At 67.9% G+C, this 21,207-nt stretch carries 22 protein-coding genes; 6 read left to right on the plus strand and 16 right to left on the minus strand.

The features are described 5' to 3' along the window. Positions 1-80: 80 nt before the first annotated feature. The 8 genes from NY1_RS06730 to NY1_RS06765 form a co-directional block, all read right to left on the minus strand. Positions 81-761, minus strand: coding sequence for a TIGR00266 family protein (locus NY1_RS06730; protein WP_067709561.1), 681 nt, complete (start codon positions 759-761; stop codon positions 81-83). 62 nt (positions 762-823) lie between these two features. Further along, positions 824-1,966: an ABC transporter substrate-binding protein gene (locus tag NY1_RS06735; protein ID WP_067709563.1), complete on the minus strand. Its 1,143-nt coding sequence runs from the start codon at positions 1,964-1,966 to the stop codon at positions 824-826. Continuing rightward, a complete protein-coding gene (locus NY1_RS06740; protein ID WP_067709565.1) occupies positions 1,963-2,736 on the minus strand; it encodes an ABC transporter permease in 774 nt (257 codons plus the stop codon). Before NY1_RS06740 ends, NY1_RS06735 begins: the two co-directional genes overlap by 4 nt. Further along, a complete protein-coding gene (locus NY1_RS06745; protein WP_067709567.1) occupies positions 2,733-3,581 on the minus strand; it encodes an ABC transporter ATP-binding protein in 849 nt (282 codons plus the stop codon). Before NY1_RS06745 ends, NY1_RS06740 begins: the two co-directional genes overlap by 4 nt. Beyond that, positions 3,578-4,531 (minus strand): ABC transporter permease, encoded by a 954-nt coding sequence (locus tag NY1_RS06750; RefSeq protein WP_084534718.1) that lies wholly within the window; start codon positions 4,529-4,531, stop codon positions 3,578-3,580. The genes NY1_RS06745 and NY1_RS06750 overlap by 4 nt, the downstream gene beginning before the upstream one ends. Next, positions 4,528-5,565 (minus strand): TIGR03842 family LLM class F420-dependent oxidoreductase, encoded by a 1,038-nt coding sequence (locus tag NY1_RS06755; RefSeq protein ID WP_067709569.1) that lies wholly within the window; start codon positions 5,563-5,565, stop codon positions 4,528-4,530. Before NY1_RS06755 ends, NY1_RS06750 begins: the two co-directional genes overlap by 4 nt. A gap of 32 nt (positions 5,566-5,597) precedes the next feature. After that, positions 5,598-7,019 carry a dihydropyrimidinase gene (gene hydA / locus NY1_RS06760; protein WP_067709570.1) on the minus strand — a complete coding sequence of 474 codons (1,422 nt, stop codon included), beginning with the start codon at positions 7,017-7,019 and terminating at the stop codon, positions 5,598-5,600. Continuing rightward, positions 7,016-7,852, minus strand: coding sequence for a nitrilase-related carbon-nitrogen hydrolase (locus NY1_RS06765; protein ID WP_067709572.1), 837 nt, complete (start codon positions 7,850-7,852; stop codon positions 7,016-7,018). Before NY1_RS06765 ends, hydA begins: the two co-directional genes overlap by 4 nt. A 344-nt stretch (positions 7,853-8,196) precedes the next feature. Here NY1_RS06765 and NY1_RS06770 point away from each other — a divergent pair, with 344 nt between their 5' ends. Then, positions 8,197-9,477 (plus strand): aminotransferase-like domain-containing protein, encoded by a 1,281-nt coding sequence (locus tag NY1_RS06770; protein ID WP_233434233.1) that lies wholly within the window; start codon positions 8,197-8,199, stop codon positions 9,475-9,477. A gap of 154 nt (positions 9,478-9,631) precedes the next feature. After that, complete coding sequence (locus tag NY1_RS06775; RefSeq protein WP_067710095.1) at positions 9,632-10,033, plus strand: hypothetical protein; 402 nt, start codon at positions 9,632-9,634, stop codon at positions 10,031-10,033. A 75-nt stretch (positions 10,034-10,108) separates the two neighbouring features. On the opposite strand, the gene arc is transcribed toward NY1_RS06775, so the two are convergent. Then, complete coding sequence (gene arc / locus NY1_RS06780) at positions 10,109-11,869, minus strand: proteasome ATPase (protein WP_067709574.1); 1,761 nt, start codon at positions 11,867-11,869, stop codon at positions 10,109-10,111. 244 nt (positions 11,870-12,113) lie between these two features. Between arc and NY1_RS06785 the strand changes: the two genes are divergently transcribed. Then, the gene (locus NY1_RS06785; RefSeq protein ID WP_233434234.1) at positions 12,114-12,575 is read left to right on the plus strand and encodes a WKL family lipoprotein; all 462 of its coding nucleotides are present in this window, start codon (positions 12,114-12,116) and stop codon (positions 12,573-12,575) included. Positions 12,576-12,613: 38 nt separating this feature from the next. Further along, positions 12,614-13,036: an MTB12 C-terminal domain-containing protein gene (locus tag NY1_RS06790; RefSeq protein ID WP_067709578.1), complete on the plus strand. Its 423-nt coding sequence runs from the start codon at positions 12,614-12,616 to the stop codon at positions 13,034-13,036. 200 nt (positions 13,037-13,236) lie between these two features. On the opposite strand, the gene NY1_RS06795 is transcribed toward NY1_RS06790, so the two are convergent. Next, the gene (locus NY1_RS06795) at positions 13,237-14,070 is read right to left on the minus strand and encodes a tRNA (adenine-N1)-methyltransferase (RefSeq protein WP_067709580.1); all 834 of its coding nucleotides are present in this window, start codon (positions 14,068-14,070) and stop codon (positions 13,237-13,239) included. A gap of 85 nt (positions 14,071-14,155) precedes the next feature. Here NY1_RS06795 and NY1_RS06800 point away from each other — a divergent pair, with 85 nt between their 5' ends. Beyond that, positions 14,156-14,989, plus strand: coding sequence for a RecB family exonuclease (locus NY1_RS06800; RefSeq protein WP_067709582.1), 834 nt, complete (start codon positions 14,156-14,158; stop codon positions 14,987-14,989). 48 nt (positions 14,990-15,037) lie between these two features. Here the strand turns inward: NY1_RS06800 and hisG are convergent, their stop codons facing one another. The 3 genes from hisG to NY1_RS06815 all read right to left on the minus strand — a co-directional run bounded on the left by hisG (position 15,038) and on the right by NY1_RS06815 (position 17,281). Next, entirely contained in the window at positions 15,038-15,889 is an 852-nt protein-coding gene (hisG, locus tag NY1_RS06805) for an ATP phosphoribosyltransferase (RefSeq protein WP_067709585.1), read from the minus strand. Positions 15,890-15,973: 84 nt separating this feature from the next. Next, a complete protein-coding gene (locus tag NY1_RS06810) occupies positions 15,974-16,237 on the minus strand; it encodes a phosphoribosyl-ATP diphosphatase (RefSeq protein WP_067710097.1) in 264 nt (87 codons plus the stop codon). A 66-nt stretch (positions 16,238-16,303) separates the two neighbouring features. After that, positions 16,304-17,281: a GlxA family transcriptional regulator gene (locus NY1_RS06815; protein ID WP_067709587.1), complete on the minus strand. Its 978-nt coding sequence runs from the start codon at positions 17,279-17,281 to the stop codon at positions 16,304-16,306. Positions 17,282-17,380: 99 nt separating this feature from the next. Here NY1_RS06815 and NY1_RS06820 point away from each other — a divergent pair, with 99 nt between their 5' ends. Then, positions 17,381-17,914: a hypothetical protein gene (locus tag NY1_RS06820; protein ID WP_084534719.1), complete on the plus strand. Its 534-nt coding sequence runs from the start codon at positions 17,381-17,383 to the stop codon at positions 17,912-17,914. Positions 17,915-17,924: 10 nt separating this feature from the next. Here NY1_RS06820 and NY1_RS06825 read toward each other — a convergent pair whose 3' ends face one another. Genes NY1_RS06825 through NY1_RS06835 form a run of 3 tightly spaced genes read right to left on the minus strand, consistent with a single transcriptional unit; the run spans position 17,925 to position 21,202 of the window. Continuing rightward, positions 17,925-18,536 carry a TerD family protein gene (locus NY1_RS06825; protein WP_267888396.1) on the minus strand — a complete coding sequence of 204 codons (612 nt, stop codon included), beginning with the start codon at positions 18,534-18,536 and terminating at the stop codon, positions 17,925-17,927. Between the two features lie 36 nt (positions 18,537-18,572). Then, positions 18,573-20,375 (minus strand): choline/carnitine O-acyltransferase, encoded by a 1,803-nt coding sequence (locus tag NY1_RS06830; protein WP_067709591.1) that lies wholly within the window; start codon positions 20,373-20,375, stop codon positions 18,573-18,575. Next, positions 20,372-21,202, minus strand: coding sequence for a class I SAM-dependent methyltransferase (locus tag NY1_RS06835; RefSeq protein ID WP_067709593.1), 831 nt, complete (start codon positions 21,200-21,202; stop codon positions 20,372-20,374). Before NY1_RS06835 ends, NY1_RS06830 begins: the two co-directional genes overlap by 4 nt. Between the last annotated feature and the right edge of the window lie 5 nt (positions 21,203-21,207).

Below are 21,207 nucleotides of genomic sequence, written 5' to 3' on the forward strand. Positions count from 1 at the left end.
GTCCGCACGAGGATTCCAGATAGAACGTGTTTCAGCTGGAGTTATGTTCGGTGAGTGGGACTGTGCAGTGGGTCACAGGACTAGCCGCTGGAGGCGGCGGAGCCGGCCCAGGCCGCGAAAGCGCCCGGGTTGCGGGTTTGCAGCAGGACGCGGCCGGGGCCGACGAAGTCGAAAACGAAGCCTTCGCCGGATTTCAGCGATTGCAGGGAGCGGCCGGAGACGGCGCGGCGGATGGTGAAGTTCATGGCCAGGTCGTAGGCGACGACATGGCCGGTGTCGATGGTGACGGGTTCGCCGGGGGCCAGGTCGATGACGTCGATGGCTCCGAAGACGCCGAGGACCACTTCGCCTTGGCCGTGGGCGCGCAGGCCGAAGCCGCCCTCGCCGCCGAAGAGATTGGACAGGCCGCCCCATTTGGCTTCGACCGCGACGCCGTGCGAGTTGGCGATCCAGCCGCCGCGACTGATGAAGAAGGGGCGGTCGGGGGTGATGGCGAGGGCGAGCATATCGCCGGGCAGGGCGGGGGCCACGTCCACCCAGCCGCCCTGGGGCGGTGCGGTGAACGTGGAGACGAAGAACGACTCCCCCGCCAGGACCGAACGCTTGAGGCCGGCGAGGATGCCGCCTTCGGCCTTGGCGGCCAAGGTGACTCCGGCCGAATGCGCGACCATGGCCCCGCTCTCGACCCGCATGGGTTCGCCGCCGGCAAGGAAGCAGCGGGCAATGGTCGAGGAGGGATTGTGCCGCAGTTCTACCTTCATGACCGCGACACTAACAGCGTGGACCGACTATCGTGCAGGGTCGAACAACCTGCTCGCGGTGCCTATTTGCCGCCCTCGGACAGGGTCACCGGCTGCGGTGCGTAGCTCGCGCCGTTCACGTCCACGCCTTGGGTTTTCAGCAGATCCAGGGCTTTGGTGACGTATTCGGTGGAGTAGGCGGCCGCGTCGGGATCCTTGGTCAGCACCGTCGCGCCTTCCTGGTTGCGCGCGGTCTTGGCGATGGACACGGTGCGATCCCAGGCCGCTTTGTCGATCATGCCGATTCCGTTGGGAGACGGCCAGATCAGCTTGTTCACCTCGGTGATCTGCCATTGCTGATGGCTCGCGCCCAGCGTCGACCCGGCCGCCACCGTGATATCGCGGCATTTGTCCACATTGTCCCGGCAGAAGGCCCAGCCCTTCAGCGACGCGGCGATGAACTTCACCGTCCGATCGGCGTAGTCCTTGTCCTGCAGCTTCTCGGTATTGGCCCAGATGGCGTCCTGCAACATGGCCACGCCCTGATCGTTCCAGTCCAGCGCCGTGAAATCGGCTGCGGTGTACAGCTTTCCGGTGGCCGGGTTCTTGGTCTCGAGCAGCTGCGCGTACTCGTTGTAGGACATGGCCTGCGCGGCGTCGATATCGCGGGCCAGGAAGGCGTTCATATCGAACTGCTGCTGCACGAGCTTCACGTCCGTGGACGGATTCAGCCCGGCCTTGGTCATGCCCGCGAAGAGCTCGAATTCATTGCCGTAGCCCCAGTTTCCGACCTTCTTGCCGCGCAGATCGGCCGCACCGTTGATGTTCGCCGACTTGAACGACACCTGCTTGGTGCCCGAGCGCTGGAAGATCTGCGCCACATCGGTGATCCCGGCCCCGGCTTCCCGGGAGGCGAGCGCCTTGGGCACCCAGGCGATGGCGTAATCGGCCTGCCCCTGCGCGAGCACGGTCTGCGGCACGATATCGGTTCCGCCGTCGAGGATTTCGACCTCCAGGCCCTGTTCTTTGTAGAACCCTTGGTCCACGGCGGCCAGATACCCCGCGAACTGCCCCTGCTTGAACCACTGCAACTGCAGCTTGACCTTGGTCAAACCGTCGGCGGTGGTCCCGCTGTCGGAGGCGCTGCATCCGGTCAGGGCGGCAAGGCCCAGTGCGGCGGCGGCCAGGACGGCTCGAAACCGGTATTGCTTTACGGTACTTCTCATTTGGATCTCCCAGGGATGGTGCGGGGTCTGCGGGTGAGCTGCTCGAGCAGCAGCACGGCGGCCAGGAACACCAGGCCGAGCGCCATGGCGGCGACGACGTAGGCCCAGGCGCGCGGGTAGGCGGTATTGGCGGCGGCCGAGGTGATGCGGCTGCCGAGCCCGTGCTGCAATCCGCCGAAGTATTCGGCGATGATGGCGGCGATCACCGCGCCCGGGGCGGCGATGCGCAGCCCGGTGAACAGGTGCAGCAGCGCGGCGGGCAGCCGGACGGTGCGGGTGATCTGCCAGCCGGTGGCGGCATAGGCGGTCATGAGGTCGGCGTGCACGCGCGGGACCTGACGCAATCCCTTTGCGGCGCTGACGAAGACGGGAAAGAACACCACGATGGTGGCGACCAGGCGGCGCGGGGTGTCGGTGGTGGTGGAGTACATGGAGTTCAGCAGCGGCGCGAGCGCGACGATGGGCACCGCCGCCGCGCCGGCCGCGAGCGCGCCCAGGATGCCGTCGGCGACGGTGAACCGCACCGCCAGCACCGCGGCGGCGATCCCGAGCACCGCGCCGACGATCAGCCCGATCAGCGCATTGGATCCGGTGGCGACGGCCGCTTTGAGGATCGCGTCGAAGTTGTCCCCGAAGGCTTTCGCGATCGCCGACGGTGCGGGCAGCAGGAACGACGGCACCCCGGCGGCGACGGTGAGCACCTGCCACAGCAGCAGGATCCCCACCCCGAACACCACCGGCGGCAGCCAGGTCGAGAGCACTCGTCTCATCGAATATCCCGTCCCGCAACGCTTTCGGCATCCCCGTGCCCGTCCCGCAGCGCCGCGCGCACGGCCGCCACGGCGGTAAAGAACTCGTCGCTCGAGCGCACGTCCCCGTCGCTGTCGCGTCCCCATCCGCCGGTGTCCAGCACGGCGGTGATCCGCCCCGGCCGCGGCGACATGACGACCACCCGATCGGACAGGAACACCGCTTCGGGAATCGAGTGCGTCACGAAAACCACTGCGGCCCCGGTCTCTTCGGCGATCCGCAAGAGCTCGCCCTGCATCCGTTCCCGGGTCATCTCATCGAGGGCCCCGAACGGTTCGTCCATCAGCAACAGCGGCGGTTTCCGGGCCAGCGCCCGCGCGATGGCGACGCGCTGCTGCATCCCGCCCGACAGTTCGGCCGGATACCGCGCCGCGAAATCGGACAGCCCGGTGATCTCGAGCAATTCCGCACTGCGCGCGCGTCTTTCGCGCTTTCCCACCCCGTGCAATTGCAGGGGCAGCTCCACGTTCTCGGCGACGGTGCGCCAATCCAGCAGTCCGGCCTGCTGGAACGCGATCCCGTACTCCTGATCGAGCCGGGCCTGCCGCGCGGTCTTGCCGTGCACCACCACGGTTCCCGTACTGGGCTGTTCGAGATCGGCGACGATCCGCAACAGCGTGGACTTCCCGCACCCGGACGGCCCGATGAGCGAGACGAACTCCCCCGCCGCCACGGTCAAGCTGATGTCGCTGAGCGCGGTGACCTGCCCCGCCGCGAAGATCTTCCCCACCGCGCTCAATTCGACGGCGGGCGTCGAATCCGGTCTGGCCGTATCGCTTTCGGCGAGGGGTGTGCCGACGGTCAACGCGAACCTCCTGAAGATTCACCGGTCCCGGCGGGCCGGTTGTACCGGCGCAGCGCGAGTTCGATGAGCGAAACGATCCCGGTCAGCACCACGCCGAGCAGGGCGGCGGCGATGACCGCCGCGTAGAGCCGGGCGGCATTGCCGGTGGACTGCTGGGAGAAGACGATGATCTGCCGTCCGATCCCGCCCGCGGTGCCGGTGGAGATCTCCGCGACCACCGCGCCGATCACCGCCGCGGCCGCGCCCAGCCGCAGCGCGGGCAGCAGATGCGGGACGGCGGCGGGCAAGCGCAGGTGCAGCAGTGTGGCCCACCAGCCGGCGGCACAGCTGTGCAGGAGCTCCACCGCGGCCTTGGATGGTGATTGCAGCCCGCGCAGCATGCCGATGGCGACCGGGAAGAACACCAGGTAGGCGGCGATGACCACGATGCTCATCCACGGCTTCCAGGGCTGCCCGGCGATATGGATCTTGCCGCCCCACCCGGCGACCAGCGGCGCGAGGGCGATGAGCGGAACGGTCTGGGAGACGATCACATACGGCAGCAGGCCGCGCTCGACCCACCCGAACCGCTGCATGAGCACGGCCAGCGCGATCCCCACCACGGTGCCGAGCACCAGGGCCAGCAGGGCCAGTTCGAGGGTGAATCCGGCGGTGCGCAACAGGGTGCCGCCGACGGTGGACTTACCGTCCTTCTCCCCCAGGACGGTCACCACCGCCCACACGTGCGGCAGCGCGCCGTCGGTGGTGCGCGGCAGGATGCGCTGTTCGCCGATGCTGACGCCATTGGCCGGCACCAGGTATTTGATCAGCTCCCACACCGCGATCAGCAGGCCGAACGCGGCGATCGGATAGAGCAGCCCGCGCACCCCGGGCCGGACGCCGCGCCGTCTGGGCAGCACCGCAACCGGTTCCGGGGCAAGCGTTTCCGATAGGTCGGACAGTGCGGTCACGAGATGTTCTCCGTCGCCGTCACCGGATGCGCCAGCCGCGGCAGCACCGATTCGCCGTACGCGTCCAGCGTCGAGGTCTTGGCATCGTGCTGGAGGTAGACGGCGAACTGGTCGACGCCGAGCGCCTCCAGCTCCCGCAACCGCGCGAGATGATCATCGGGCGTGCCGAGCAGGCAGAACCGGTCCACGATCGCATCGGGCACGAAAGCGGCGTGGGTGTTGCCCGCCCGCCCGTGCTCGTTGTAGTCGTAGCCCTGCCGTCCGGCGATGTAGTCGGTGAGCGCCTGCGGCACGTCACTGTCGGTGCCGTACTTGGTGACGATGTCGGCTACGTGATTGCCGACCATGCCGCCGAACCAACGGCATTGCTCCCGAGCGTGTTTCAGGCCCGCGGCGGTGCCGTCGGTGATGTAGGCCGGCGCCGCCACGCAGATGGTGACCGCGTCCGGATCGCGTCCGGCGCGTTCGGCGGCGGCCCGCACCCGGGCGATGGTCCACGCGGTGATGTCCGGGTCGGCGAGCTGGAGAATGAACCCGTCCGCCACCTCCCCGGTCAGATCCAGTACGCGCGGCCCGTATCCGGCCACCCACACCGGCAGCGCCGACGCCGCCGCCCACGGGAACCGCACTTCGACCTCGCCGATCCGTGCGGCCCGCCCATTGCCCAATTCCCTGATCACGCCGATGGATTCGCGCAGCTCGGCCACCGTCGCCGGTTTGCCGCCGAGGGTGCGTACCGCCGAATCCCCGCGCCCGATGCCGCACACGGTGCGATTGCCGAACATGTCGTTCAGGGTCGCGAAGGTGGAGGCGGTGACCGTCCAGTCCCGGGTGGACGGATTGGTGACCATCGGCCCGACCACGACTTTCCTGGTCGCGGCGAGGATCTGGCTGTAGATGACGTACGGTTCCTGCCACAGCAGATGCGAATCGAACGTCCAGACGTGCGAGAAGCCGTGCGTCTCGGCGATTCTGGCCAGTTCCACGACGCGTGAGGCGGGCGGCGTGCATTGCAGCACCACTCCGATATCCATGCGGCACCCTCCTTTTCGTGCGCTGGGGTCGGTCAGATCAAGTTCTGGGAGAGTCCGCGTTTGACGAACCGCCCGTGCCCGGTACTGCCCAGGTACGCGCCGTCGTCGATGATCACGCGCCCGCGCGAGAGCACCGTGTCCACGTGCCCGTCGATCTCCACGCCCTCGTAGGCGGAGTGATCCATGTTCATGTGATGGGTCTTGCCGAGCCCGATGCTGGTGTGCCCGTTCGGGTCGTAGATCACCACGTCGGCGTCCGCGCCCGGGCTGATGACGCCTTTGCGTGGGTACATGCCGAACATGCGCGCGGGCGCGGTGCAGCAGACCTCGACCCATTTCTCCAGCGAGATGCGGCCGTCCTTGACGCCCTGGAACATCAGGTCCATCCGGTGTTCCACGCCGCCGATGCCATTGGGGATCTTGCTGAAATCGCCCAGGCCGAGCTCTTTCTGGCCTTTCATGCAGAACGGGCAGTGGTCGGTGGCGACGCTGGTGACGTCCCCGGTGCGGATGTAGCGCCACAGCTCGTCCTGATGCCCTTCGGCGCGCGCACGCAGCGGCGTCGAGCACACCCATTTCGCGCCCTCGAAACCCGGTGCGCCCAGCTGTTCTTCGAGCGAGTGGTACAGGTACTGCGGACAGGTCTCGCCGAAGACGTTCTGTCCCCGGCCGCGCGCCTGCGCGATCTGCTCGAGGGCCTGCTTGGCCGAGACGTGCACGACATACAGCGGCGCGCCGGTCACCTTGGCCAGCATGATGGCGCGGTGGGTGGCCTCCTCCTCGAGCTCCCACGGGCGTGAGGTGCCGTGGAAATACGGTGCGGTATCGCCCCGCCCGAGCGCCTGCTCGATGAGCACGTCGATGGCGATGCCGTTCTCGGCGTGCATCATCAGCAGCGCGCCCAGCTCCGCGCTGGTCTGCATGGCGCGCAGGATCTGCCCGTCATCGGAGTAGAAGACGCCCGGATAGGCCATGAACAGCTTGAAGCTGGTCACCCCTTCGGACACCAATTCCGCCATGCCCTTGAGGGATTCGGCGTTGACGTCCCCGACGATCTGATGGAATCCGTAGTCGACCGCGCACTGCCCCTCGGCCTTGCGATGCCACAGCGCCAGGGTGTCCTGCACCCGCTCGCCCGGCTTCTGCACCGCGAAGTCCACGATGGTGGTGGTGCCGCCCCAGGCCGCGGCCCGGGTGCCGGTTTCGAAGGTGTCGGAGGCTTCGGTCCCGCCGAACGGCAGCTGCATATGGGTGTGCGCGTCCACGCCGCCCGGGATGACGTACTTCCCGGTGGCGTCGATGACGATGTCGGCGGTGGCGGCCAGGTCGCTGCCGAGCGCGGTGGATCCCGGCTGGATCACCGCCGCGATGGTCTCGCCGTCGATCAGTACGTCCAGGGGCTGGGATCCCGTGGCCGACACCACGATTCCGCCGTGGATGAAGACCTTGCTCACGGCTCCACCAGCTTCCCGTAGGCATCCGGGCGCCGGTCGCGATAGAACGCCCACCGATCCCGGACCACCTTGATCAGATCCATGTCCAGGTCCCGCACGACGAGTTCCGGGCTGGTGTCGGAGGCGACCTCGCCGACGAATTTGCCCTCGGGATCGACGAAATAGCTGGTCCCGTAGAAGTCGTCGTCGCCGAGGTCCTCGATGCCCACCCGGTTGATGGCCCCGATGTAGTACTCGTTGGCCACCGCCGAGGCCGGCTGCTCGAGCTTCCACAGGTAGCTCGACAGCCCGCGCGAGGTGGCCGAGGGATTGAAGACGATCTGCGCCCCGGCCAGCCCGAGGGCGCGCCAGCCTTCCGGGAAGTGCCGGTCGTAGCAGATGTAGACGCCGACCTTGCCGACCGCGGTGTCGAACACCGGCCAGCCCAGATTCCCGGGCCGGAAGTAGAACTTCTCCCAGAAGCCGTACACCTGCGGAATATGGTGCTTGCGGTACTTGCCGAGGTAGCTGCCATCGGCGTCGACGACGGCAGCGGTGTTGTAGAGGAACCCGTCCTGTTCCTTCTCGTACACCGGCAGCACCATCACCATGCCGAGTTCCCGGGCCAGCGCCTGGAACCGCTCCACCGTCGGCCCCGGCACCGATTCCGCGTAGTCGTAGAACTTCGCGTCCTGCACCTGGCAGAAGTACGGCCCGTAGAACAACTCCTGGAAGCAGATCACCTTGGCCCCCGCCGCCGCGGCCTGCCGCGCGTACTCCTCGTGGGCCTTGATCATGGACTCTTTGTCACCGGTCCAGTTCGTCTGGACCAGCGCCGCTCGAACGATTGCCATGCTTTGTGATACTGCACCTGAAACGGATTTGCTTGTGTTACAAGATGAAGGAAACAGTTTCGTGACCGTAAATTGTGTCGGCCGGTGCTCGGCCCCCTCCGTCTTCGCACGCAGAATCACACTGTGACAACCGAACTCGACCCCCAGCAGCTGGATCCGGCGACCGCCCGGCAATCCGGCGCTGCGGTCGGTCGGCGTGTCGCTGCCGGCGCCGCCGCGTTCGATGCCGCCGAATTGCGGGCCGACGTGCACGACCGCACGGCCGCGGGCATCGCCGGGGCGGTCGGGCGCGGATCCGCTCGGGCGCGCTCGCCCCCGGCACCCGGCTGCCGACCGTGCGCGAGGTGGCGCGCGAGCTCAAGGTCTCCCCCGCCACCGTCACCCAGGCCTGGCGCGCGCTGGCCGCCGCGGGGGTGATCGTGGCGCGCGGGCGGGCGGGAACGTTCGTGAACGCGGACCCGCATCCCGCCGGGCCGCCCGCCGCGGGTGGCCGCTACCGGCGGCTGCACCCGCACTCCGACAGCACTTTTCGCATCGATCTCTCGCGCGGGGTCCCCGATCCGGCGCTGCTGCCCGATCTCACCGCCGCGCTGCGGGCGCTCGGCGGGGACGACAGCATCGACGATCTGTCGGCCACCTATCTCGGCGACGCGGTGCTGCCGGAGCTCGAGCGCCTGGTGCGCGCCGACTGGCCGGGCCGGGCCGAACGCCTGACCGTGCTGGACGGCGCGCTCGATGCCGTCGATCGGCTGCTGTCCGCGCACGTGCGGCTGGGCGATACCGTCGTGGTCGAGAATCCGTGTTTTCCGCCGTTTCTGGATCTGCTCGGCCGGCTCGGCGCGCGCCCGGTGCCCGTCGCCATGGACGGCTCCGGGCCGCTGCCGCACGAGCTGGCGATCGCGCTCGCCACCGCCACCCCGGCCGCCGTGCTCCTGCAGCCGCGCGCCCAGAACCCCACCGGCGCTTCGCTTTCCGCGCAACGCGTGCGCGAACTGGCCGATGTGCTGGCCGATGCGGCCGTCACCGCCGGGTCCAGTCCGCCGATCATCGAGGACGACCACAGTTCCGGTATCGCCCACGCCCCGCTGCGGTCGCTGGCGGCCCGCCTGCCCGGGCGCACCGTGCACATCCGGTCCTATTCCAAATCCCATGGCGCGGATCTGCGATTGGCGGTCGTCGGCGGTCCGGCCGCGCTGCTCGATCCCGTCGTCGAACGCCGCATGCTCGGCCCGGGCTGGTCCAGCCGCCTGCTGCAACGGGTCCTGGTGCACATGCTCACCGACCGCGCGGCGCGCGATACCGTCGCCGGCGCGCGCACCGCCTACCGCTCCCGGTCCGAAGCCTTGCGCAAAGCCCTGTCCCAGCATGGCATTCCGGTCGCCCGCGCGGACGGCATCAATCTCTGGGTGCCGGTCGCGGACGAGAACGCGGCGATGATCTCCCTCGCGGCCGCGGGCATCAAGGCCGCCCCGGGCGGCCCTTTCGAGGTCACCGAGCATCCCGAGACCGACCATCTACGCCTCACCGTCGCCGCATTGCACCGCGCGGACGTGGACGAACTCGCGGCGCACTTGGCCACCGCCGCCGCGGCCCTGCCCACCTACCGGCGGGCCCGCCGCGCCTGAGCGGATTCGAATTCGCACCCCGCCGGGTTCGAACCCGCACCGAATGGTTATCACGCACTGTGAGATGGATCATCGAAACCCGTCGGTTCGTCAGAGCGATGAGCTCTACGATGCCGATCAGCTATCGACCAGCAGCATGACGGAGGGAAACGCAATGATCGCACGTACCACCGGCCGGGCAGCCGCACTCGCAGCGACTGCCGGAATCGCGCTCGCCCTGGGCACCGGAGCGGCGCACGCCGACGAATGGCCCGAACAGCAGCCCAACAGCCCGATCTCGGTCTTCGAGACCAAGAACTTCCTCACCCCCGACAACCCCGCCTACTGGAATCCCTTCGATTTCAGCAACCGCCTCACCTCCCCCTACGGCACCAGCACCCGCATCGTGTGCAACAGCTTCCACGGCGTGACCATGTCCTGCTGGCAGGCCGACCAGGACGGCAACCCCCACCAGCTCCAGAAGCTGCCCTTCAACTTCCCCGCCCTCCCGGGCTACGGGCGGCTCGACGGTGGCAGCAATTTCGTCTACCCGGGCTACATCCCCGGAGTCAGCTGAGCGGCAAGCGGTTCGGCCCGGACACACGAAAGCGGCGCATCTCCGAAAGAGGAGATGCGCCGCTTCGTTTCCGGCTTACAGGTACTGGCCGGTGTTCGACTCGGTGTCGATGGCGCGGGAAGCACTCGCGTTCTTGCCCGTGACCAGGGTGCGGATGTAGACGATCCGCTCGCCCTTCTTGCCCGAGATGCGCGCCCAGTCATCGGGATTCGTGGTGTTGGGCAGGTCCTCGTTCTCGGAGAACTCGTCCACGATCGAATCGTAGAGATGCTGGATGCTCAGACCCGGATTGCCGGTTTCCAGGACGGACTTGATGGCGTACTTCTTGGCCCGGTCCACGATGTTCTGGATCATGGCGCCGGAGTTGAAGTCCTTGAAGTACAGGACTTCCTTGTCACCGTTGGCGTAGGTGACCTCCAGGAAGCGGTTGTCCTCGCTCTCGGCGTACATGCGGTCCACCACGCGTTCGATGGTGGCCTGCACGCACTTGCCGCGATCGCCGTCGAATTCCTGCAGATCGTCGGCGCGCAGCGGCAGGGTCTCGGTCAGGTACTTGGAGAAGATGTCCTGGGCCGCTTCGGCATCCGGACGCTCGATCTTGATCTTCACATCGAGACGGCCGGGACGCAGGATGGCCGGGTCGATCATGTCCTCGCGGTTGGAGGCGCCGATCACGATCACGTTCTCCAGGCCCTCGACGCCGTCGATCTCCGAGAGCAGCTGCGGCACAACGGTGGTCTCGACATCGGACGAAACGCCCGAACCGCGGGTGCGGAAGATGGAATCCATCTCGTCGAAGAACACGATCACCGGGGTGCCCTCGGACGCCTTCTCACGCGCCCGCTGGAAGATGATCCGGATATGCCGCTCGGTCTCACCGACGAACTTGTTCAAGAGCTCGGGGCCCTTGATGTTCAGGAAGAACGACTTGGCTTCCTTGGCATCCTCACCGCGCGCCTCGGCGATCTTCTTGGCGAGCGAGTTGGCGACGGCCTTGGCGATCAGCGTCTTACCGCAGCCGGGCGGGCCGTAGAGCAGCACGCCCTTGGGCGGCCGCAGCGCGTACTCGCGGAACAGATCCTTGTGCAGGAACGGCAGTTCCACCGCGTCGCGAATCTGCTCGATCTGGCGCGAGAGGCCGCCGATGTCGTGGTAGTCGACATCCGGCACCTCTTCCAGGACCAGATCCTCGACCTCGGCCTTGGGGATGCGCTCGAAGGCGAAGCCGGCCTTGGTGTCGACCAGCAGCGAATCACCCGGGCGCAGTTTGCGAATCGGGCGATCCGGATCTTCCAGATCGTCTACGTCCACCAGCGCGCTCAGCGGCCCGGACAGCCAGACCACGCGCTCCTCGTCGGCATGCCCGACGACCAGGGCGCGACGCCCGTCGTCGAGAATCTCACGCAGCGTGCCGATTTCACCGATCTGATCGAACAGCCCCGCTTCCACCACGGTCAGCGCCTCGTTGAGACGCACGGTCTGACCGTAAGTGAGAGTGGAGGTATCGATATTCGGCGAACACGTCAGCCGCATCTTGCGCCCGGAGGTGAAAACGTCGACCGTCTGATCGTCGTACGTACCAAGCAGGACACCGTAGCCGGACGGTGGCTGACCGAGCCGGTCGACTTCCTCACGGAGAGCGACCAGTTGCTGGCGCGCTTCCTTGAGGGTGTCCATCAGTTTGGTGTTGCGAATCGTCAGCGAATCGACGCGCGCTTCCAATTCCCGTGTGCGATCCGGCGAGTCGGCGAGTTGCCTCCGGAGTGCAGCCGCCTCGGCACGCACGGCCTCGAGTTCCCTCCAGGCGGCCGAATCGGAATGTTCCATGGGGCTCATGATGCTGCTCCTCCCAGTCCCGGTCTATCAACGCTACCGGGCGATAACCGTTCCCGCTTTCCGACATGGTTTCGTCGTGATCACATCTAGGCTGCGGCGGACCTCTGCGGCAGGCATGTTAGCCTGCCCTAACCTGTTTCCGGCGAGTTAATCGCCGGCCGAGCCGAAAGGGTGCTCTTCGATGCTCCTTCCCGAGAGTCGTACCCGTATATCGGGCAACGCCACGCGGACGCTTCGTGTTTCCGTGGCTACCGTCGCGGCGGCGCTGGCCGTTACCGCAACTTTGGCTGGCTGCGGCTCCGACGACAAGGGTTCCGCGCAAAGCACGACCAGCGTGTCGGCCTCGACATCCGCCGCGGCCGCCGCCCCGGCGCCCACCGCAGCCGAGTTGCAGGGCGTGCTGACCGCCTTCGCCGACCCCGCGAAACCGGCCGCTGACAAGGCGAAACTCGTCGTGGACGGGGATAAGCGGGTGGCCTTGATCGAGACCATGAACAAGGGCTTGGCCAACTATCAGGTGTCCTTCACGGTGGGCGAAATCAAGACCGAGGGTAATAAGGCCGACGCCAAGGTTTCGGTGGTTTCGCCGCACGGCACCATGCCGGATGTGCCGATGAGCTTCCAGTACGTGGACGGGGCGTGGAAGCTGTCCGACGCCGGGGCGTGCACCATCCTCGGCATGGCGCGCGCCGCCTGCCAGCCGTAATACGCATCTCCTACCGCAGTCGAAAGGCACGTTCGCACATGCTCGCTCGCACCGCTCGCATCTCCTTCGCCGCGTTCGGCATCGCCGCCGGACTGACCACGGCCACCGGCCTGGCCGGGGCCGCCGACGCGCCCGCCGCGGCGGAATTGCAGTCCCAGCTGGAACGCTTCACCGACCCGTCGGTACCGACCGCGGACAAGGCGAATCTCATGGTCGGCGGGGCGAACCGGACCGCCAATATCGAGAAGATGAGCCAGGGGCTGGCCAACTACGGCACGATCGGCTGGGGCGTGTCGGGCGTGCAGGCGAACGGCGACACCGCCAACGCGACCGTCGCGATCTCCTCGCCGCACGGCACCATGCCCGGCGTGCCGATGACCTGGACGCACACCGAGGCCGGCTGGCAGCTCTCGGAAAGCACCGCGTGCACCATCCTGGCCATGGGCAAGGCGCCCTGCTAGCCCGCCTCCCCGGGACTTCAGCGCACGGCTGAGAGCCGTCGCCGGTTCTGTACGCGTGCCTGCGTCCAGGTGCCACACCGATTTCGGGCGTACCCGACGAGTTACCCTCTCGTCGCGAAATCAGTTGTCACCCACGACGACGCGAATGCCCCGTCACCTACGGGTGACGGGGCATTCGCGTCTGTTCGCGACAATGCCGACTACCCCTTGGAAGGGCGGCGCTGCGGGCGCGGCGGGGTGACGCCGTCGGCGAGGCGGCGGGCCTTCACCAGGAAGGCGGTGTGGCCCTGCATGCGGTGCTCGGGGCGCACGGCCAGGCCGACCACGTGCCACGGGCGGACCATCGATTCCCAGGCCAGGGGTTCGGTCCAGCACTGCTGGCGGCGCAGGTGCTCGACCACCTCCGACAGCTGCGTGGTGGTCGCCACGTAGACCAGCAGCACGCCGCCGGGGATGAGCGCCTTGGAGACCGCTTCCAGGGTGTCCCACGGCTTGAGCATGTCCAGGATCACCCGGTCGACCTGCTCGCCGGAATACTCGGCCACATCGCCGAGGGTCACCTCCCAGTTAGCGGGACGTTCGCCGAAGAAGCGTTCGACATTCTTGACGGCGTGCTCGAGGTGGTCGTCGCGGATCTCGTAGGAGATGACCTTGCCCTCGGGGCCGACCGCGCGCAGCAGCGAACAGGTCAGCGCACCCGAACCGGCGCCGGCCTCCAGCACGCGCGCGCCGGGGAACATATCGCCCTCGTGCACGATCTGGGCGGCGTCCTTGGGGTAGATGACCGCCGCGCCGCGCGGCATGGACAGCACGTAGTCGGTGAGCAGCGGGCGCAGCGCCAGATAGGGGGTGCCCTTGGCCGAGTTGACCACGCTGCCCTCGTCGGAGCCGATGAGGTCGTCGTGCTCGATGTGCCCGGCGTGGGTGTGGAACTGCTTGCCCGCCTCCAGGATCACCGTGAACTTGCGCCCCTTGGCGTCGGTCAGCTGTACCCGGTCACCGATCTGGAAAGGGCCGGTCCGTCTGGCCGTCATGAAACTCCGTTCTGAGTAGTCGCCGCGATTTCGCTGCCGCGTTGAGCAATGCACCTTGTCGGTGCCTGCGTCTAGCCTGCCAGGTATGTCGGTACCCGCTATCACTACCCCGGAGACGGCGGGTTTCGCCCCGCGTGGTCCGGCGCTGTCCCCTTCGCGGGCAATCGATTTCAAGCAGTGCCCGTTGAAGTACCGGCTGCGCGCCATCGATCAGATTCCGGAGCCGCCCTCGCGCGCGGCGGTGCGCGGGACGCTGGTGCATTCGGTGCTGGAAGCCCTGTTCGACCTGCCCGCCGGGGATCGGAAGCTGCCGGGCGCGGTGACGCTCATCGAACCCGCCTGGGCGCGAATGCTCGAATCCCGGCCCGAGGTGGCCGAGCTGATCGCCGACGACGACCGGGAGGTGTTCCTGGCCGAGGTGCGCGCCCTGGTCGATGTGTACTTCCGGCTGGAGGATCCCTCGGGGTTCGATCCGGAGTCGCGCGAGACGTTCATCGAGACCGAGCTGGCCGATGGGACGCCGTTGCGCGGCATCGTGGATCGCATCGACCGCACGGCCGCCGGGGACGTGCACGTCATCGACTACAAGACCGGCCGGGCGCCGGGCCTGGACTACGAGACCAGGGCGCTGTTCCAGCTGAAGTTCTACGCCCTGGTGCTCCTGCGGATGTTCGGGACGGCTCCGGCCCAGCTCAAGCTGATGTATCTGGCGGACGGCCAGACGCTCACCTACGAGCCGGACGCGGAGGAGTTGTCCCGGTTCGAGCGGATCCTGTCGGCGCTGTGGGCGGCCATCACGACCGCCGCCGAAACCGGGGACTTCCCGCCCAATCGCAGTTGGATGTGCCAGTTCTGCGATTTCAAGGACCTATGTCCCGAATTCGGCGGCACCACACCGCCTTTCCCCTCCGGCTCCTGACCCGCGCGCCCCGCCCGCCGTGTGTCAGCACGGCGGGCGTACCCGCTCTCAGAACGCCCGGCAGGACCGGATGTCGGTGGCCAGGATCGCCTTGGCGCCGAGTTCGGCGAGCTGATCCATCAGCTCGTTGCCGTTCTTGCGCGGCACCAGCGCGCGCACCGCGACCCAGTTCGGATCGGTGAGCGGCGACACGGTCGGCGATTCCAGGCCGGGGGTGATCTGCACGGCCGCGTCGAGGAGTTCCTTCGGGCAGTCGTAGTCCAGCATCAGGTACTGCTGGGCGAACACCACGCCCTGGATGCGGGCGACGAGCTGATTGCGCGCCTTGTCCTTCTGGTCCGCGCCCTTGGCCTCGATCAGCACGCTCTCGGAATCGCACAGCGACTCACCGAAGGCGACCAGGTTGTGCTGGCGCAGGGTGCGGCCCGAGCCCACCACGTCGGCGATGGCATCGGCCACGCCGAGCTGGATGGAGATCTCGACCGCGCCGTCCAGGCGGATCACCTCGGCCTCGATCCCGCGCCGCTGCAGGTCCGCGAGCACCAGGTTCGGGTAGGAGGTGGCGATGCGCTTGTCGTAGAGGTCCTCGACCTTCCATTCCCGGCCCGCGGGCGCGGCGTAGCGGAAGGTGGAGCGGCCGAAGCCCATGGCGAGGCGTTCCTGCACGGGCGCACCGGAATCCAGCGCCAGATCGCGGCCGGTGATGCCGAGATCCAGTTCGCCGGAGCCGACGTAGATGGCAATGTCCTTGGGCCGCAGGAAGAAGAACTCGACCTGGTTGGCCGGATCGAGCACGCTCAGATCGCGGGCGTCGGAACGCTTGCGATAGCCGGCCTCGGCGAGGATGGCGACGGCGGATTCGGAGAGCGCGCCCTTGTTGGGTACGGCGACGCGAAGCATGGGTTGTCCTTTCGGGACGGTGGATGGGAGGAGACGACTACGGACCAGCGAGCGCCGCGCCCGTGAGCGCGGCGATATCAGCCGTCACAGATGTCGGTAGACGTCTTCCAGCCGCAGGCCGCGACCCACCATCAGCACCTGCACCCAATACAGCAGCTGCGAGATCTCCTCGGAGAGCGATTCGTCGCTCTCGTGCTCCGCGGCCAGCCACACTTCACCGGCCTCTTCCAATACCTTCTTGCCCTGCGCATGCACGCCGGCGTCCAGGGCGGCGACGGTCCCGGACCCCTCGGGGCGGTTGACGGCACGATCCTGCAGCTCGGCGAACAGGGCCTCGAAAGTTTTCACGGTCGAACATTCTTTCAGATCGCCGCACACTCCCTGCAACGCACTCCCGGCTCCCGATCTCCGCGGTCAGGACGGCGCCGCCGCGGCGGCCCGCTGCCGTGCCCGATACACCGAAGGGGCGACACCGAATTGCGCGGCGAAGGCTTGCCGCAGCGTCTCGGCGGAGGCGAATCCGCATTGCGCGGCAATATCGTCGAGCCGCAAGCCGGTGCCCGCCAGCAACCGCGCGGCGGCATCCACGCGCATGCGCCGCACATAGCGGGCCGGGGTCTCCCCCAGCTCGGCCACGAACACTCGCGTCAGCTGCCGTTCGCTCAGTCCGGCCGTCGCACCTAGCGCCTCGACGCCCAGGTTCCCGTCCAGGTGTCCGGCGATGTGCTCCACCAGCCGATGCACCAGTCGATGCGCCGGTTCCGGATTGCCCACGAATACGCTGACCTGCGCTTGATCGCCCGGCCGCCGCAGATAGGTGACCAGTCCCATGGAGACCCGCCGCGCCAGCTCCGCGCCGTGGTCTTCTTCGATGAACGCCAGGGTCAGGTCCAGCGCGGAGGTCACTCCGCCGGAGGTGGCGATAGCGCCGTGCCGCACGAAGATCGGCTCGGGATCCACCTCCACCTCGGGATAGGCGGCGGCCAGCTGCGCGGCGTAGAACCAGTGGGTGGTGGCGCGGCGGCCGTCGAGCAGTCCGGTGGCCGCCAGCACGCTGGCCCCGGTGCACACCGACGCGACCCGGCGCGCCTGCCGGGCCAGCCGCCGGATGTGCCCGACGAACCGGTGGTCGGCGGCGGCGTCCAGATGGCCGAGCCCGCCGGAGACGACGAGGGTGTCGATGGCGGCGTTGAACTGTTCGACGGCGCCGTGCGCGCTGAGCGTCAGTCCCGAATCGCATTCCACCGCAACCCCGCCCGGGGTCACGATCGCCATCCGGTAGGGCGGCGCGGCCCCCATCCGATTGGCCATGTCCAGGGTGGAGGTCACCGATGCGATGTCGAGCAGCTCCACCCCCGGGTAGCCGACCACGACGACCAGCCGTTCCGCCATACCGCCGATCCTAGTGAATCCGCCACGAATCCCAGCGATTCCGTCATTCACGGCAGCCCGTCTGGTCCGGCCCCGTGCTGCGGCGCGACGGTGATTGTCATGCACGACACACCGATTCGGCCCCGCGCCGTCACCGTCTGGCCCGCCCTGGCCGCCCTGCTGCTGGCCGCGGCCACCGCTTTCGATCTGAGCACCGGCGTGGATCTGGCGCAGATCGTCGCCGCCTCCGCCATCGTCTATCTGGGCAGCGCCGCGCTGGCCGACCCGCGCGCCGCCTGGCCGGTCTTCCTCGTCACCTTCGTCGTCATCGGCGCGGCCAAAGCGACCGGTTTCGACGGCACCTGGGTGCTGCTGGCGCTCGCGGTTCCGCTCGCCGGCTACGGCCTGCTGCGCCGCCGGGACATCACGCGGCAAGCCGTGGCCATGCTCGCCTTCGGCGCGGTGGCCGTGGCGGCACTGCTCATCGACGAGCGGGCCGGCGCCTACCTGGTGGCCGCGGGCCTGCTCGCCCACACCGCGTGGGACATCCACCATTTCCGCACCGACCGCGTGGTGGTCCGGTCCATGTCCGAGTTCTGCATGGTGCTGGACACGCTGCTGGCGCTGGCCATCATCGCGCTCGAAATCGCTTGAGCGCGTGCGGCTATGCCATGGCGAAGCGCAGCAGGGCCTGCATATCGCCCTGCTTGATCTTGCCCTTGCGGTCCAGGACCTCCAGCTGCCAGTTCGGACCGTTGCGGAAGGCCCGGGCGATGGCATTGGCATTGTCGGTGCCCAGCAGGGACGGCCAGATATCGGCCACCTGCTGGGTGGAGCCGCCGGAGGCGTCGTAGATCTTGAAGGAGATGTTGTTGGCCTTCTCGAAGCTCGAGCCCTTCTTGAAGGCCGAGGCCACGAAGATGATCGAGTCGATGGCCGTCGGGACATTGGCGAAGGTGACGTGCACCGTCTCGTCGTCGCCGGAAGCCGCGCCGGTCTGCTCGTCACCGGTGTGCTGGACCGAGCCGTTGCCCAGCGGGTCCAGCGAGTCCAGCCCGGCGAACCGGACCGGCTCCGCGCCCTGCATGAGGATGGCGACCAGATCCAGGTCGACGCCCTTCTTGCGCTTGGCGATGCCGAGCAGTCCGCCGCTGACGCCGCCCGAGGGATCCCAGCTCACCCCGACGCTCATCTTCGTGATCCCCGCGAGATCCGCTGCACCATCTTCTTTTCGAAGCGTAATCACAGCACACACCCTACCGACGAAATCGGACATGGGTGTGGCGCAGCGGAATCCCCGGGGTGACGAACCTCAGACTTCCAGCAACTCCGCGAGTTCGGCTACCGCGGTACGCAATTCATCGGCGAAGCCGAACATTTGCTGGGACACCGATTTCGGGGTGGCGAGGTAGAGGTTCCAGCGGTCGGGCAGCAGCACGTACGCGATGCCGATGCAGGTGGGGCTGGTGGAACCGAAACCGAAGTACCGGATGTTCACCGAGGGTGCGGAACTGGTGCTGAGGTAGTCGTCGCGGGTGATGCGCCAGCCCGGGCTGTCGTAGAACGCCATGGGCGCGGTGGCGCCGAGCTGCTCGCCGCGGCGGCGCTGGATCATCTGGAGTTCCCACAGGTGTTGTTCGGGCGCTTCGCCGCGCTGGCATTCCTGCGCCCGCCGCACGTGCGCCGCCGCGGCGGTGCGCGCGGCGGCCCGTTTGCCGTCGGCGTCCACCTCCGGATCGAGCATGGCCGCGACGAATTCGAGGATCTCGGGGGTCACCACGCGCATGGCCTCGGTGCGGCCGTTGCGGAACTGGCGGGTCGCGATGGACTCGTAGGTGGCGCCCGTCAGCCCCTTACTGCGGCGGTGTGCCAGCTGATAGCTGAGCTGTGCGAAGGCATCCGGGGAGATGCCGAGACTCTTGGCCTTCGCGGTGCCGAAGTCGAAGGACACGGTGGTGGTGGCGGTGTCGGCGGCGTATTGCGCGAAGGCCGCGGCGGCGGTGGCCACCGTCGTCTTCTGCTCGGCGTCGAGGACGAACTCGATCGGCTCGACCGCGGGCAGGCCCTGCGGTTGCGCTCCCGCCGCCGTGGCGTGCTCGGTCACCGGCGTTTCCAGCAGGGTGTCCACGAAGGACAGGATGGTGGTGCCGTCCAGTCCGCAGTGCTCGACATTGATGCCGGCCTGCCCGTCGGAGAAGACGATGAACGACACCGCCTTGTCGAACCAGCGGTTGCCGCTGTCGCCGTGCAGCAGTTGATCGCAGGCGTGCAGTTCGTCACGCGGCGCGAAATCTTCCAGGCACACGCAGAACAGCGCGGTCTCGATGGTCTCGAACGCGGCGGAATTGGCCGGCTGCAAGGCATTTCGCACCGGCGCCCACTCCACCCGGGCCATGGTGGTCAGATGCCCGGCCGAGGCGCTGATCGGCGGACGGCGGGTGCCCGCCTTCATGACCGCGCGGAGGCCGTCGGCCAGATCCTCGGGCGTATACGGCGCGCCGGCCGGCCCGAGGACATCCATCCGGAACATGTTGCCGCGGTAGAACACCACGATGTGCCGGGCCTGCGACGGCCCCGGCCATTCCTCGGTGTAGGGCACCCGCACGGTGTCCTGCGGATCGTCCGGAATGCGGGTCTCGGAGAACAGGAATTTGTTCTGCGCCATGTTCAGCCGCGTACCGCGCTGGGTGACCGGCGGGATCTCCTCCTTGTCCAGGCGCAGCTTGTAGTCGACCGCAGCGGTCACCAGGGCCGCCGCCCGCTCGGCCTGATCGGCGGTGGTGGAGGTCGCCAGCACCGTGTCGTCGCGGAACAGGAAGAAGAAGTTGGCGTTCAGGGCGATGCGGTCGCGCCGCCCGAGGTAGCGGGTGGGCCAGAATTCGTCCAGCCAGCTGCCCACGCCCGGGGTCGCGTCGAACCGTTGCAGGTCGGCGTGCAGGGTGCGGGCGGGGCTGTCGGGCCGCAGCAGATCTTCGACGGCGGCCGCGGTGGCGGCGTATTCGTCGTCGCCGAGCAGCGGCGCGGACCAGTGCAGGAACCGGGTGCAGCTTTCCTCCAGGGTGGGGAGCGGCACGCGGGGCAGCTGATCGTCGTGGGCGAAGGTCCGTTCGCTCAAGAGAGTTCCTCGGGGTCGATGGATAGGTTCACGGCCGGTCTGGACAGGTAGAGCTGGGCGTACAGCCAGCCGTCGGATTCGAGGCCGGCGGTGTCGATCCCGTTGTCCTCCAGCGTATTCAACACTCCGGCCTGTTCGTCTGCCGAGGCGAATCTGCGCTGCCGGAACGCTCCGGGCATGCGCTGGGTGCGGTACCCGAGCGCGCCCAGCCGGGCGGCGATGGGATCGAAGGCGAACATGCGTAGCACGAAATGCGCCATCCAGGGGAGCTTTCCGCCATGTGCGGTGGCCACGCGCAGCAGGGTGCGGTCGGTGATGTAGCCGACGCAGCCGGTGGAGATGACCAGGTCGGCGGTGGCCAGGACCTGCCGCTGCGGTTCGGTGGGGTCGCCGGCCTCCAGGTCCGCGTGCACGGTGTCGTCGAGGAATCCGGCCTCGTGCGCGTATTTCAGGGCGGGGCCGGAGGCGTCCATGCCGATGAATCGCACCCCGGGCAGCCGGTCGCCGGTGCCGAGCAGTTCCCGGTCGGCCGCGATCAGATCGTCGCCGTCGTGTTCGGAATAGTGCCCGGCCAGTTCGCTCATGCCGAGATCCAGGCGCAGCAGGGCCGCGTTCACCCCGTACGAGCAGCCCAGGTCCAGCACGGTAGGCGCGCTGATGCCGGTGGCGGCGCGATGGTCGGCGATGAACTGCCGGAAGTGCGGTGCCGCCAATTCCGGTATGCGGTAATCCAATTCGGCCATGCGGGCGTAGTAGGCGCGGGGATCGGGCCGGTCGTAGATGTCGTCGAACGAGGCTTTTCCGGTGTTGTGCAACGAAACCGGCATGCGGT

Origin of the sequence: Nocardia yamanashiensis NBRC 100130 (assembly GCF_001613325.1) — a bacterium.
Taxonomy (GTDB): Bacteria; Actinomycetota; Actinomycetes; order Mycobacteriales; family Mycobacteriaceae; genus Nocardia; species Nocardia yamanashiensis.